This is a genomic window from Anaerobacillus sp. QJM3NY_32, assembly GCF_056173645.1.
Genome location: NZ_CM149684.1, coordinates 25,678 through 39,421, shown reverse-complemented (window position 1 = coordinate 39,421; position 13,744 = coordinate 25,678). Strand labels below are relative to the sequence as shown.

Here is a 13,744-nt window from a genome sequence, read left to right as displayed (position 1 = left end):
TGTCGTTGTTTGTGCTATCTAGTTTTCAAGGAACAAGGCTACTACTTGAATCCGCCTAAGCTTCATCACTTCACCTGTTTTGAAAGAATAAATCATTCTTTCAAAACTAAACGAAACGCTCATGTAAGGTTGGTAACGTAAGTTACCTTCGTAATTCTCCATAGAAAGGAGGTGATCCAGCCGCACCTTCCGATACGGCTACCTTGTTACGACTTCACCCCAATCATTTGTCCCACCTTCGGCGGCTGGCTCCATAAAGGTTACCCCACCGACTTCGGGTGTTACAAACTCTCGTGGTGTGACGGGCGGTGTGTACAAGGCCCGGGAACGTATTCACCGCGGCATGCTGATCCGCGATTACTAGCAATTCCGGCTTCATGCAGGCGAGTTGCAGCCTGCAATCCGAACTGAGAACGGCTTTATGGGATTCGCTTCACCTCGCGGTGTTGCTGCCCTTTGTACCGTCCATTGTAGCACGTGTGTAGCCCAGGTCATAAGGGGCATGATGATTTGACGTCATCCCCACCTTCCTCCGGTTTGTCACCGGCAGTCACCTTAGAGTGCCCAACTAAATGCTGGCAACTAAGATCAAGGGTTGCGCTCGTTGCGGGACTTAACCCAACATCTCACGACACGAGCTGACGACAACCATGCACCACCTGTCACTCTGTCCCCCGAAGGGGAACGTCCTGTCTCCAGGATTGTCAGAGGATGTCAAGACCTGGTAAGGTTCTTCGCGTTGCTTCGAATTAAACCACATGCTCCACTGCTTGTGCGGGCCCCCGTCAATTCCTTTGAGTTTCAACCTTGCGGTCGTACTCCCCAGGCGGAGTGCTTAATGTGTTAACTTCAGCACTGAGGGTGGAACCCCCCAACACCTAGCACTCATCGTTTACGGCGTGGACTACCAGGGTATCTAATCCTGTTTGCTCCCCACGCTTTCGCGCCTCAGCGTCAGTTACAGACCAGAGAGCCGCCTTCGCCACTGGTGTTCCTCCACATATCTACGCATTTCACCGCTACACGTGGAATTCCACTCTCCTCTTCTGCACTCAAGTCCTCCAGTTTCCAATGACCCTCCACGGTTGAGCCGTGGGCTTTCACATCAGACTTAAAAGACCGCCTGCGCGCGCTTTACGCCCAATAATTCCGGACAACGCTTGCCACCTACGTATTACCGCGGCTGCTGGCACGTAGTTAGCCGTGGCTTTCTGGTTAGGTACCGTCAAGGTACCGCCCTATTCGAACGGTACTTGTTCTTCCCTAACAACAGAGCTTTACGACCCGAAGGCCTTCGTCACTCACGCGGCGTTGCTCCGTCAGACTTTCGTCCATTGCGGAAGATTCCCTACTGCTGCCTCCCGTAGGAGTCTGGGCCGTGTCTCAGTCCCAGTGTGGCCGATCACCCTCTCAGGTCGGCTACGCATCGTCGCCTTGGTAAGCCATTACCTTACCAACTAGCTAATGCGCCGCGGGCCCATCCTGCAGTGTTAGCTCGAAAGCCAACTTTCAACATTGCACCATGCGGCGCGATGTATTACCCGGTATTAGCTCCGGTTTCCCGGAGTTATCCCAGTCTGCAGGGCAGGTTGCCCACGTGTTACTCACCCGTCCGCCGCTAAGATCAGGGAGCAAGCTCCCATCTCTTCGCTCGACTTGCATGTATTAGGCACGCCGCCAGCGTTCGTCCTGAGCCAGGATCAAACTCTCCGATAGAAAGCTTAATCTAGCTTTTAAAACATTTTGTTTCCGTAGAAACAACTACTTACATGGCGTTTCGTTCAGTTTTCAAAGATCAATTTGTTTCTTTCAATGTCGTTTTCAGCGACTTTATTAATATACCATATTAACTCCGTCAGCGTCAATAACTTTTTTGAAATTCTTTTTGGCGTCAACCGCGTTGTTGCGGCGACTTATATAACTATATCAGGGTTAACTCTGTTACGCAACCCCTTTTTCAAAAGTTATTTCAGAAAAACAAAAAAGGACTCTTTTAGTTACATGAGTCCTTTTCATTCAACCTATCAAAATCAGTTCAATTGCAGCCAAAGCTATAAGGCCAGGAACGCCTAGAAAACCGGTGATCACTGCTGTCCCGGGATTAATAGGAACATGGAGGTCAAATGGAGTGCCGAATGTATTGAGAAAGAATAGAAGTAATGCACCGATTGCTAACTTGATTAACCCCTGCCCAATCCAACGCATCGGCTTCAGTGGTGCCCCCACAAAAAGAAGCAAAACAATACTGAAGACAAATAAGCCAATAATAAGTTTAGGATCCATAGTAGGCCTCCGCTCTTTTTTTCAGAATTACTAAAGCATATGTCTGTCCAAATAAAAAAGAACGGGAGGTTTATCCCATTCTTATCTTTCTTCGTTTTGCTTCTTTTAATAGAAAGAAGTATTTTGCTTCATCCACTTTAAGCTTCGCAAGAACGGCTCCAGAAGGCTCAACACTGCGCTCTACGATTTCTTTTTGATTGTTCCATACATCTTTTAATTCGTATAGCGTCTGAATCAAACGCTCATCAGCGTCTTTCCGCAAATAGCCTTTACGTTTGAAGAACATTTGCTTCCCTCCTGATGCTACAATTCACGACGTCCTTCCATTGCTTTCGAAAGGGTGACTTCATCAGCATACTCAAGATCGCCCCCAACAGGGAGACCATGAGCAATACGAGTAATACGAATACCTGTAGGCTTAACCAGGCGAGCAATATACATCGCTGTTGCTTCTCCTTCAATCGTCGGGTCCGTCGCTAGTATAATTTCTGTTACCTTATCATCCTGCAGACGTTTCAATAACTCTGGTACCTTGATATCTTCAGGCCCAATACCTTCAACAGGAGAAATAGCACCATGAAGAACATGGTATAAACCTGTGTAGTCTTTCATTTTTTCGATAGCAATAACATCTTTAGCATCTTGAACGACACAGATAATCGTCTCATCGCGATGGCTATCTGAACAAATACGACAAGGATCGGTGTCTGTAATGTGATTACACACAGAACAATAAGTTAACTGACGCTTTGCATTAACTAACGCTTTTCCGAAATCAAGGACATCATCATCATTCATTTCAAGAACGAAAAAAGCCAGGCGGACCGCCGTTTTTGGTCCGATTCCCGGCAATTTCATAAAACTGTCGATCAGTTTTGATATTGGTTCAGGATAATGCACCTGCGTACCCCCTAAAACATTCCTGGCATATTAAGACCCTGTGTAAATTTGCCCATGTCTTTGTTTACCAATTCATCTACATTACGTAGTGCATCATTCGTTGCAGCAAGCACAAGGTCTTGTAGCATGTCGATATCATCTGGATCTACGACCTCTTCTTTTACAATTACTTCAAGGATTTCTTTATGACCATTCGCTTTAACTAGAACCATACCGCCGCCAGCTGTACCTTCAACGATTTTATCCTTTAGTTCTTCTTGAGCTTTCGCCATATCCTTTTGCATTTTTTGCATTTGTTTCATCATGTTATTCATGTTTCCTCCGCCACCCATGCCACGTTTCATAAAAAAATTCCTCCTTAGTTATTGTTCATTTTTATGTTTGAATATCTAATAAATCATCGCCGACAAGACGTCTTGCTTCAGCGATCAATGGATCTTCCGCCGGTTCAGCCCCTTTTTGATCAGGTTCTGGTTCATCTCTTGTTTTCAAGAATTCTGTGCGAATTTCCTTCCATTCTTGTTCCACAATTGCAACCATTTCTAACTGTTTACCAAGCGTTCGTGCTAATACTTGTTCAAGCGTTCCACGAATGTTGTCCTTCATTGCCATCTGGCAATGCATGTCATACTGAAAAGATAAAAGAAAGGTGTTGTCTGTAGCGGCCACCGGCTCACTATCTTTCAACCAGGCATGTGCTGAGACTTTTTCCTGACGAACGTTCTCCATCACTTCTCCCCACACGCTTTTTACTTTCATTAAATCTTGCTTAGTAGCTTTCTTCAGCATCTCTTTTATTCTACCATGAGATACGCCGGATTTCTGTCTGGAAGGTTTAAATTGTTTCTTCTGTTTTGGTTCAGAACCTTCTTCTTGTTGCTTAACCGTAACGCCTTGTTCCTTGAGCGTTTTCAACTCATTTTCTAGCTTTTGAATACGATCAAGTAGTTCATTTTGGTCTTCTCCACCTTGTATAGGCTGACTACTCGTCTCTTCCTGGCAGATTTGAACAAGCGCTAATTCCAGAAAGATTCGTGGATGGTTCGTCCACTTCATTTCTTGCTGCGATCGATTCAATGTCTCAATAACAGTATAAATCCATTCTTTCCGAGAACGATCTCCCAAGTGCTGAAACGTTTCGTCGATTTTTACCCGTTCAACTACTTCTTCAAGCTGAGGCGCGGTTTGATATAGCAGTAAATCTCGGTAGTAATAAATTAAGTCTTCTAGAAAACGAGCAGCATCCTTCCCGTGATCCATTAATTCTTCTACTGCGTTCAAAGCTTCTGCCACATCTTTATTGTAGAAAGCCATCGCAATTTTCGAGATCATTTTTTGGGACACGCTTCCTGTTACTGCAAGCACATCATCTAATACAACTTCAGCCTCACTATATGAGATTGCCTGATCAAGAATACTTAACGCATCTCGCATCCCACCATCTGCTGCTCGAGCAACTTGATAAAGCGCATCTTCTTCAACCTCTATATCCTGCGCTTTAATAATTGTTTGTAACCGTCCAACGATGTCCTGCGCCGTAATTCTTCTCATATCAAAACGCTGACACCTGGAAATGATGGTTAATGGGATTTTATGCGGCTCAGTGGTCGCAAGAATAAATACTACATGCTTTGGTGGCTCTTCTAACGTTTTCAGAAGGGCATTGAACGCTCCAGTTGAAAGCATGTGAACCTCATCTATGATATACACCTTATAAGAAACAGAACTCGGCGCATACTTTACTTTATCGCGAATATCACGGATGTCATCAACACCTGTGTTAGAGGCAGCATCAATTTCGATAACATCTGAAATCGAACCATCCGTAATCCCGAGACATGCTGAACATTCATTACATGGTTCAGCAACAGGTGCCTTCTCGCAGTTAATGGCCTTCGCAATAATTTTCGCAGCACTCGTTTTTCCCGTTCCTCGAGGTCCTGTAAACAAATAGGCGTGAGAGATTTTTTGCTGCATGAGTGCGTTTTGAATTGTTCTTGTTACATGCCCTTGACCAACCACATCTTCAAACGTTTGCGGTCGCCAAACGCGGTATAGCGCTTGATAACTCATTCGCCTACTCTCCTCCTAACCTCTTCATACATTTCTATTATACCGTTTCACCGCTTCTAATTCAAAAGACAATCAGATAAAACGATACTAAAAAACTCACCCTATTAAAAGAGTGAGTTTGAGCATTTAAATTAAGTAAACCGTGCACCTTCCTTTGATAAAGCAACCACAGGCGTTACCTGAACAGTTAGCTCGATCCGGGCACTCCCGCGGCACACAGAGGGTACCTACTTACTGCTGCTTCCTTCCGGACCTGACAGGGTTCATAGGACTCTGTTGCGCAGGACCCGAATGTCAACACCACTTATTCAGGGCAGACCCCGCAGTAGCTAAACCTCGGGAAGGGATTCAGTCTCGCTGTAGCGGATTGCGAGTACAGGGCACCGCTAATTCCCCACCTAGCACGGCAAATTTGATAACATTGTTGTGCACTCGAATGGTGCAAGATAAAGTATATCGTATTTCGACCAATTTAGCAACAGGTCTACTACACCGATAAATGTAACTGGCGGAGGCGAGAGGATTTGAACCCCCGCGACGCGTGAACGTCCTAACTGATTTCGAGTCAGCCCCCTTCAGCCAGACTTGGGTACGCCTCCATCTAACGTTGTCTCTTTGACAAAAAAACTATATCACGTCTCTTTCTGATTTTCAATGATTGACGATCGCTGCTTTTCTTCTTTTCGTTTTCGTCTTAAGTCACGAAAAAAAGCTGATAACATGGTTCCACATTCCTCTTCACAAACACCTGGCGTTACAGCTGCTTGATGATTAAAACGTGGATCCTCCAATAAATTCATTAATGTCCCAGCACATCCACCCTTTGGATCGTAGGCACCAAAGACCACACGCTCTACTCTAGAAAGAACAATCGCTCCACTACACATAGCGCAAGGCTCAAGGGTTACGTATAACGTGCAGTCAGTTAAGCGCCAAGACCCCACTTTACGACATGCTTCATCAATCGCAAGCAACTCTGCATGTGCTACAGATCGTTGTTCCGTTTCTCTAAGGTTATATGCAGAGGCAATCACTTCATTATCTTTTACAATGACTGCGCCTATGGGTACTTCACCTATGATTGAAGCTTTCTGTGCTTCCGTCATAGCAAGTCGCATAAACTGCTCATCTTTTTCAATTTGGTCCTGCATTCATTTCCATCCTTTACAGTCGTTTTATCTATTAATCGTTTGGGTAAACTACACATTATTCCAATTCATTTAAAGGAGAGGAGTTCATATGAGTAAGAAACACATTGAACATAGCCATCAAACTACTTCTGCCGCTCTTTTATTAATTGATGTGATCAATACAATGGATTTCGAAGATGCTGAACTTCTTGCTAGATACACAGAGAAAACAGCAGACAATATACAATCTTTAAAAAAAGAAGCGAAAGCAAAAGGGATGCCTGTTATCTATGTTAATGATAATTACGGCTTATGGCAATCTGACTTCAAAAAGGTCATCAACTATGCAGCCGAAGCAAATGGTCAACATCTTGTGGATCGCCTTGAGCCAGAAGACGATGATTATACTGTTGTGAAACCGAAGCATTCTGGCTTTTTCTCAACCCCACTCTCAACGTTACTCAAATTCTTGAACGTCAATACACTTATTCTAACTGGTTTTGCAGGAAACATTTGTGTACTCTTTACTGCGAATGATGCTTATATGAGGGAATACGATCTTTATATACCATCTGATTGCTGTGCCTCTAACGTTAAGGAGGATAATGACTATGCCCTCCGCTTAATGGAAGGAAACTTAAAAGCCAGTACACAAGCTTCAACTGAATTGGATATAGACGACCTTATTGAAAAAGCGAATCAGCGAAATACAACAACAGCTTATGAAGGATAACAAAATCCCCTCTTCCATAGAAGAGGGGTCATTTGTTATGAGCTTGTTTGGAAATAAGCCGGTCTTTGTTCGAAAGCAGCATTTAAATACGTAACCATTAATTTATCATCGAAAAGCTTGCTACCTTTACGAAGACTCTGACAGTAGCCGTCTCTAAACTCAAGACGATCGATTAAAAACGAATTGCCGAATCCGCTATTTACTGTAACTTCAATCACACGTTCTTTAGCCGCAAAGGCAAGGGTCGTATCATTGATCTGGAAGCGAACTTCTTCAAGATATTTTGAATGGTAAAGACAGGTCATGCAGCGAACAACTTCATAATATCCCCCGTCAGTTGTCACACGCTCTGTTTTATATCGCTTTAAATCAGAATCGATGTACATCATCACATCCTGGACCTTTTTTGTCGAAATCGCCAGTTGGACGCTAGTATTCAAAGACTGATAGAAGCGTTTCTTAATACCAACCTTATAAAACACGAGACCCATACACCATATAACAAGGAGAACTGGTAACAAAATGGTCAGAACTTCTTTTTCGAAAATCGTCCAATCATAATACCAGATTAGAAAAAGAATGCTTACCGAAAAAAGGATGCCAGCTAAAAAAGTCTGTGGTCGATAATCGCGAAAGTCTTTTTCTGCTGTAGCAAGTTCCGCTTTCAGCCATTCCAATTCATATAAATCAAAGCGCTGAAGCTCTTTTTGTTGCCAGGCTGCGTCTCTCATCCATCCTTCTGAACGCTTATGATGCAAAAAACCTTTAAAAAAATTATGTAGATGTGAATTCGTCTCCATCTTCCGCTCAATCGTTTGCCTGAAGGCACGATCATATTGCCGAGCAATCGCGCTCATACCTTGAGCAATGATGAGAAGGATAAGCAATAATAAGAAAAGCTGTCCCCACGGATTATCTGAGAAAACAGATTGTATACCATCAACCACGGGAGAAAGCTCTGATTTAAGATTGATGCCAACAGCACGAAATAGTTCTGCCAAAGTCCCTTTCCAATCGTCCAACTTGAAAGCCTCCCAACTCTCCATACTATTTCTATCATATCACCTTTACGTTGCTTTAGCTTGCATTTTTTAACAATGAGCATTACTCATTCCGAGGTTTGATTAACCAGTTTGTTGGCACATACACGGGGAGATTCGTTAATTTAACCTGAATTATTTCAGACCGCTCATAAAACCCACGGTTAATCTTAAACGTCAATCGATCTTCTTCATCCCCAAGTAATCTCAAGTGACGTTTCTCATTCCTCTCATTGACGGCTTCTATCAAGATCTGATCTTTATACAACAAATTTAAGGAAAGACCTTCCGTAGCAATTTGATTCAATAGTAAGTGAAATGTAACTCCATGATCATCATAATAGAGAGTCTCCTTAACAATTTCAGCACCATACATCGTAGTGATAGGTTCATCTACTCGATGCGTGTAAGTCGATTCTTTAATCTGCTTATAAATTTCATATTGATTCGGATCAACTTCGAAAATGATTTCCTTTAAAGATGCGCCAATCAGCCCATAGAATTGGATGGCTTCGGGTAGCTCGGTTCCACTTGGAAAAGATACTGAGTATTGACCGCTGATCTCTTCTACTATTAGCGGCGCTATCTCTTTTTCATTGGTTGAGATCTTCAAATCCATTTCAACGATTTTTGAAAGAGGAGAATTGATATTTAGTATGAGACGACTATCAGAGGGCGTCTTCTCCCATTGAGAAACAGTTACAATTGTTTCTACAAATTTCTTTGTTTCATTTATTTGTCTTGTGATCTTTTCTTCCTTTTCGTACTCATAAGACACAGGCACTTCAACGGTAGCAGATCGCTTTCCACTTACAATTGCTTTTAGTGCTCCATTCCATTTTTGAAGAGGCTCGTTTGTCTCAGAATGAGTAACAGCTTGAAACGTTCCCTTCATATAATAGTCATCTTCAAACAGTACACCTTCACCTGTTTCAACGAGTTCCAATACAGATGCTTTACCCGAACCATCTTCCATCACAAGTTGATCAATTTTAGGGAGATCTTCTCTATCTCTTGTTATGACAAACTTACTATCCGACACATCAACATGATAGAAAACAAAGACATTGTGTCGAGAGTACCAGAAGCTATCCACGTTTATTTTAAAATCTTTTGGTAGTGAAGGACCTTCATATGCTTGATAATCTCCTGACTTTATTGCTAGTTCAAGTCCAGGAGTGATGCTTTTAAAGTAAGGGACGATATCATCAGCCTTTTCCACAGTTAAAACGTCATCGGAAATCTTCTTTTCCTTTCCGATAAATGTAAACGTGATAAAAGCTGCTCCTAAAAGAACAATGAGCATAAACCATTTACGCTTCCCCATCATCAGCTCACTCATTTCCAGTGAATCGTTCGTTACTCTTTAGCTAAATGGATTGGTGTTTCCTTTTATGAAGTTGGCTTTATAAATGATAGTGTTAAAGTAAAAAAAAGGGTGAGATGGATAATCGTAGAAAACTGAGGGTGAAAAGGACAAAATAAAAAACCCTTATCTCATAAGGATTTAAATGGTGGCCCCGAGAGGAATCGAACCTCCGACCTGCGGTTTAGGAAACCGTTGCTCTATCCCCTGAGCTACGGGGCCGAATGAATAACATTATACATGAAAATACATAAAAGCAAAAGCATCGTGCAACATAATCATCGCGTGATCAAGTGATCACGCGACTGCCGTTCATTTCCCCAATTCGTTATTCTGTGACCCAGCTTTTCATATAATTCTCATCTTCATATTGCTGAACGTGTTCAATGACCTTAAGTGGTCGGAATGTATCGATCATTACAGCAAGCTCAAGCGTTTCTTTTTTGCCGATGCTTGCCTCAATTTTTCCTGGATGCGGACCGTGTGGGATACCTGAAGGATGAAGGGTAATCGACGCTTCCTCAATACCTTTCCGGCTCATGAAATTCCCCTCAACGTAGTAAAGCACTTCATCACTATCAACGTTGCTATGAAAATAAGGTGCTGGAATGGCGTCTGGATGATAGTCATAGAGCCTTGGCACAAATGAGCAGACGACAAAATTATGACCTTCAAAGGTTTGATGCACTGGTGGCGGCTGATGCACTCGCCCTGTAATCGGCTCAAAATCGTTGATATTAAACTTCCATGGATAAAGGTAGCCATCCCAGCCGACAACATCAAGCGGATGATGATCGAACATATGGCGGTGCAACCCCCCACGTGTTTTCGTTACTACTTCAAACGATCCTTTTTTATCAAAAGATAGAAGACGATCTGGCCCGTTGAAATCTCGTTCACAGAATGGACTGTGTTCCATCAGCTGCCCATATTCGTTTCGATATCTCCTCGGAGTCGTAATGGCACTGTTTGCTTCTAAAACCAACCAGCGATTATCCTCCCCTTTTGGAATAACGCGGTAAATGGTTCCAATTGGCATGACAATATAGTCGCCAGCTCTATAAGAGACTTCCCCAAACATCGTCTCGATTTTCCCTGAACCGTGATGAATAAAGAAAAGTTCATCGCCATCCCCATTACGATAAAAGTAATCCATTGTCTTCGTAGGATTCACGATCCCGAGAATCACATCTTCATTCCCTAGGAAATAACATCGATCGACAACCGCATCACCTTTTTTGTCGCACTGTGCTGTTCGGAAATGACGATGGCGAAGGGCGCTTTCTGTCTCATACTCTGGTGCTATATTCTTTAGAAAGGTCGCATCTGTCACCGCTGTTGGAAAATGGTGATGATACAAGATCGATTGAACACCCGAAAATCCTTTCGTTCCCATCACTTGTTCCCTGTATAAGGAACCATCTTCTTTTTTAAACGTTGTATGTCGTTTAGAAGGAACCTCTCCCATTTTTCGATAGTAAACCATACTCTTCCTCCTCCCCCACGACATTTGAAAGCGTGCCAAGGTTCGTAATAGCTAAATCAACTTTATCGCCGGACTGTAGAAAGATACGATCTGTCTGTTCAAGAATACACCCGCTTCCCACCGTGCCTGAACCGAGTACTTCTCCAGGATATAAGGTAACATTGCGGGAGGCCTGTTCAATGATCTCACCAAAGGAATAGTACATATCTTTCGCATTTCCCAAGGAATAACGCTCGCCATTTACGAATGCCTCCATTTGTAAATCAAGCTTCCCATGTTCCATAGGAAGCTCATCAATCGTTACTAGAAAGGGACCGAAGGAAGTAGCAAAATCCTTTCCTTTCGCTGGACCTAGGCCGACTTTCATTTCTTGTGCTTGAAGATCACGCGCACTCCAGTCATTCATAATCATAAAACCGAAAATGTAGTCTTTCGCCTGATTTGCTTTTATGTTGCGCCCTTCTTTTCCAATGACGCATGCAATTTCTAATTCATAGTCTAGCTTTTCACATGCTTGAGGTCGTAGAATCACATCCCCTGGTCCTTTGACCGCAAGATGATTTGAAAAATAGAAGACCGGAAGCTCATACCATTCTGGCACAACACCAAGCCCTCTTTTCCCTCGTGCAGTGACCACGTGTTCTTCAAAGGCATAAAAATCTCGGATGCTAAGTGGACGCGGAAGAGGTGCATATAGAGTAACGTTTTCGAGTTCATAATCACCATTTATACATGCTTCAATAAGCGGTTGATAACGCGGGTAGTCGACAATGATACTCATGAGATCTTCTGGAATAACACCATTAGAAGCCTCATGTAATCCGATAATACGCGAATCTTTATAAATACCAGCTTGTCTTCTACCCTCTAATTCGAAAGTAACGAACTTCAACGGCCTCAGCTCTTTCCATCAGGAGATGTTTTTCGTCTCAATGTAAATGTATCTGTTATAGATCTCGTATACTCCTGACCCGCTAAACGCCCAACTGGTTGGAGCATCTCCGTATCTATCTTGCCATCTTTATATAACTCATCACGCACGTGAACCAACACAACTTTTCCGATAACGAGACTACCTGAGCCTTCATGATCACCAAACTCAACGATTTGATCAAGAACACATTCGAGCTGAACGTCACTCTCCTTCACTCTAGGAGGACGAATTAGCTCACTCTCCACTTTCGTAAGTCCCGTCTCAAGAAATTCATCCGTCCCTTTTGGAAAAGGCGTAGCACACTCATTCATTTGTTCAGCAATTTTCTCACCAACGATATTGATTACAAATTCCTTTGATTCTTCAATGTTTAAGAGTGTATCCTTCTTATCCCCTGCACCAGCCTTTCGCATCGGAGAAAAGCAAACCATCATAGGATCCGCACATATCCCTGTAAAAAAGCTAAAAGGAGCAAGATTCGTCTCACCGCTCTCATCTATACTGGATACAAATGCGATCGGCCGAGGTAGAATAGATCCAATCAATAATTTATAGGCATCTTTCCATCCCAAAGTATTCGGTTGAACTTTCATGAAAAAGGCAACTCCTTCTTAAAGCAGATTGAAGATAATCTTCTATAAGTTGCCTCTTCGTTCCTGCTCTCGTTCAATCGCTTGGAACAACGCTTTAAAGTTTCCTTCTCCAAATCCTTTCGCACCCTTACGCTGAATAACTTCAATAAATAACGTTGGTCGATCGACAACAGGTTTTGTGAAAATTTGAAGTAAGTACCCTTCGTCATCACGGTCCACTAAAATTTTTAACTCGCGTAGTTTGCTTATCTCTTCATCAATCTCACCTACTCGCTCAGTAAGCGCATCATAATAATCATCTGGTGTTTCAAGAAACTCAACTCCACCCTCACGAAGTTTTGCAACTGTATCAACAATATCATTCGTTAGAACAGCAATATGCTGCACACCAGGACCATTGTAATAATCCAGGTATTCTTGAATTTGTGATTTACGTTTCCCATTTGCAGGCTCATTGATCGGGAATTTAATGCGTCCCCCATTGTGCATCACTTTCGACATTAACGCAGAGTACTCTGTGCTAATGTCTTCATCATCGAAATGAATCATTTGCTTAAAGCCCATCACATTCTCATAGTAAGAAACCCACTCTTCCATTGATTCCACGTTCCCAACGCAGTGGTCGATACCAAGTAACCCCGTTTCCTTTGAAGGGATTTTCCCTTCAAACTTCTTAAACCCAGGAAGAAAAAGCCCGGAGTAGTTTTTTCGTTCAACTAATGTATGAATGGTATCACCATAAGTACCAATAACCGCCATCTTCACTACGCCATGCTCATCTTTATATTCTTTCGGTGGACTTAATTCAATCGCTCCTCGCTCAGCAGCTTCTTTGTAAGCGTTATCAATATTCTCTACAGTAAGAGCGATATCCTTCACGCCATCTCCGTGCAATTTGACAAACTCCGCAATTGGATGATCATTCGACAGTGCACCTGATAAAACAAGACGAATGTTATTTTGCTGCAGCACATAAGATACTTTTTCACGATCCCCTGTTTCAAGCCCTGAATAAGCTACCGGCGTAAATCCAAACGCCTTACAAAAATAGTGACTAGCCTGTTTCGCATTTCCAACATAAATCTCCAAATAATCCACATCACGCACCGGGAAAAAATCAGCCGTTTCCTGTTGATTTTGATTCATCATTTGCTCCTGCACAATCATCCCTCCAAATATAGTTTGTCACTCAGCTTAAACGTATAG

Annotated in this window: 13 protein-coding genes, 2 tRNA genes, 1 rRNA gene and 1 other RNA gene; 1 reads left to right on the top strand and 16 read right to left on the bottom strand. The window is 42.8% G+C overall.

Translation table 11 applies throughout. The features are described 5' to 3' along the window. Positions 1–164: 164 nt before the first annotated feature. The 9 genes from AC0VYH_RS00185 to tadA all read right to left on the bottom strand — a co-directional run bounded on the left by AC0VYH_RS00185 (position 165) and on the right by tadA (position 6,395). Positions 165–1,716: ribosomal RNA gene (locus AC0VYH_RS00185) — 16S ribosomal RNA — on the bottom strand. A 300-nt stretch (positions 1,717–2,016) separates the two neighbouring features. Next, positions 2,017–2,283, bottom strand: coding sequence for a pro-sigmaK processing inhibitor BofA family protein (locus AC0VYH_RS00180; RefSeq protein ID WP_194222577.1), 267 nt, complete (start codon positions 2,281–2,283; stop codon positions 2,017–2,019). Between the two features lie 70 nt (positions 2,284–2,353). Next, complete coding sequence (locus tag AC0VYH_RS00175) at positions 2,354–2,569, bottom strand: YaaL family protein (RefSeq protein ID WP_194222576.1); 216 nt, start codon at positions 2,567–2,569, stop codon at positions 2,354–2,356. Positions 2,570–2,586: 17 nt separating this feature from the next. Further along, positions 2,587–3,183, bottom strand: coding sequence for a recombination mediator RecR (gene recR, locus AC0VYH_RS00170; protein WP_194222575.1), 597 nt, complete (start codon positions 3,181–3,183; stop codon positions 2,587–2,589). Between the two features lie 11 nt (positions 3,184–3,194). After that, positions 3,195–3,515 (bottom strand): YbaB/EbfC family nucleoid-associated protein, encoded by a 321-nt coding sequence (locus AC0VYH_RS00165; RefSeq protein ID WP_370314437.1) that lies wholly within the window; start codon positions 3,513–3,515, stop codon positions 3,195–3,197. Between the two features lie 43 nt (positions 3,516–3,558). After that, entirely contained in the window at positions 3,559–5,256 is a 1,698-nt protein-coding gene (gene dnaX / locus AC0VYH_RS00160; protein WP_194222573.1) for a DNA polymerase III subunit gamma/tau, read from the bottom strand. Positions 5,257–5,396: 140 nt separating this feature from the next. Continuing rightward, positions 5,397–5,663, bottom strand: an RNA gene (ffs, locus tag AC0VYH_RS00155) — signal recognition particle sRNA large type. A gap of 99 nt (positions 5,664–5,762) precedes the next feature. Then, positions 5,763–5,855, bottom strand: a tRNA-Ser gene (locus AC0VYH_RS00150). Between the two features lie 33 nt (positions 5,856–5,888). Further along, on the bottom strand, positions 5,889–6,395 hold the full coding sequence (tadA, locus tag AC0VYH_RS00145) for a tRNA adenosine(34) deaminase TadA (RefSeq protein WP_194222625.1): 507 nt from the start codon (positions 6,393–6,395) through the stop codon (positions 5,889–5,891). Positions 6,396–6,495: 100 nt separating this feature from the next. Here tadA and AC0VYH_RS00140 point away from each other — a divergent pair, with 100 nt between their 5' ends. After that, complete coding sequence (locus AC0VYH_RS00140) at positions 6,496–7,119, top strand: cysteine hydrolase family protein (protein WP_475368275.1); 624 nt, start codon at positions 6,496–6,498, stop codon at positions 7,117–7,119. A 35-nt stretch (positions 7,120–7,154) separates the two neighbouring features. On the opposite strand, the gene AC0VYH_RS00135 is transcribed toward AC0VYH_RS00140, so the two are convergent. The 7 genes from AC0VYH_RS00135 to hppD all read right to left on the bottom strand — a co-directional run bounded on the left by AC0VYH_RS00135 (position 7,155) and on the right by hppD (position 13,687). Then, positions 7,155–8,141, bottom strand: coding sequence for a hypothetical protein (locus tag AC0VYH_RS00135; protein WP_194222571.1), 987 nt, complete (start codon positions 8,139–8,141; stop codon positions 7,155–7,157). A gap of 82 nt (positions 8,142–8,223) precedes the next feature. Beyond that, positions 8,224–9,486 (bottom strand): hypothetical protein, encoded by a 1,263-nt coding sequence (locus AC0VYH_RS00130; protein WP_475373172.1) that lies wholly within the window; start codon positions 9,484–9,486, stop codon positions 8,224–8,226. 185 nt (positions 9,487–9,671) lie between these two features. Then, positions 9,672–9,747: transfer RNA gene (locus tag AC0VYH_RS00125), tRNA-Arg, on the bottom strand. Positions 9,748–9,853: 106 nt separating this feature from the next. Next, on the bottom strand, positions 9,854–11,011 hold the full coding sequence (locus tag AC0VYH_RS00120) for a homogentisate 1,2-dioxygenase (protein ID WP_475373171.1): 1,158 nt from the start codon (positions 11,009–11,011) through the stop codon (positions 9,854–9,856). Then, the gene (locus tag AC0VYH_RS00115) at positions 10,974–11,903 is read right to left on the bottom strand and encodes a fumarylacetoacetate hydrolase family protein (protein ID WP_475373170.1); all 930 of its coding nucleotides are present in this window, start codon (positions 11,901–11,903) and stop codon (positions 10,974–10,976) included. The genes AC0VYH_RS00120 and AC0VYH_RS00115 overlap by 38 nt, the downstream gene beginning before the upstream one ends. 5 nt (positions 11,904–11,908) lie before the next feature. Continuing rightward, on the bottom strand, positions 11,909–12,538 hold the full coding sequence (locus AC0VYH_RS00110) for a flavin reductase family protein (protein WP_475373169.1): 630 nt from the start codon (positions 12,536–12,538) through the stop codon (positions 11,909–11,911). Positions 12,539–12,580: 42 nt separating this feature from the next. Continuing rightward, entirely contained in the window at positions 12,581–13,687 is a 1,107-nt protein-coding gene (gene hppD, locus AC0VYH_RS00105; protein ID WP_242057460.1) for a 4-hydroxyphenylpyruvate dioxygenase, read from the bottom strand. Between the last annotated feature and the right edge of the window lie 57 nt (positions 13,688–13,744).

Excerpts from the sequence above, each read along its gene's own strand:
- AC0VYH_RS00180 (WP_194222577.1), bottom strand. The coding sequence starts at position 2,283 with ATGGATCCTAAACTTATTATTGGCTTATTTGTCTTCAGTATTGTTTTG.
- AC0VYH_RS00175 (WP_194222576.1), bottom strand. The coding sequence starts at position 2,569 with ATGTTCTTCAAACGTAAAGGCTATTTGCGGAAAGACGCTGATGAGCGT.
- AC0VYH_RS00165 (WP_370314437.1), bottom strand. The coding sequence starts at position 3,515 with ATGGGTGGCGGAGGAAACATGAATAACATGATGAAACAAATGCAAAAA.
- dnaX (WP_194222573.1), bottom strand. The coding sequence starts at position 5,256 with ATGAGTTATCAAGCGCTATACCGCGTTTGGCGACCGCAAACGTTTGAA.
- AC0VYH_RS00140 (WP_475368275.1), top strand. The coding sequence starts at position 6,496 with ATGAGTAAGAAACACATTGAACATAGCCATCAAACTACTTCTGCCGCT.
- AC0VYH_RS00130 (WP_475373172.1), bottom strand. The coding sequence starts at position 9,486 with ATGGGGAAGCGTAAATGGTTTATGCTCATTGTTCTTTTAGGAGCAGCT.
- AC0VYH_RS00120 (WP_475373171.1), bottom strand. The coding sequence starts at position 11,011 with ATGGTTTACTATCGAAAAATGGGAGAGGTTCCTTCTAAACGACATACA.
- AC0VYH_RS00110 (WP_475373169.1), bottom strand. The coding sequence starts at position 12,538 with ATGAAAGTTCAACCGAATACTTTGGGATGGAAAGATGCCTATAAATTA.
- hppD (WP_242057460.1), bottom strand. The coding sequence starts at position 13,687 with ATGATGAATCAAAATCAACAGGAAACGGCTGATTTTTTCCCGGTGCGT.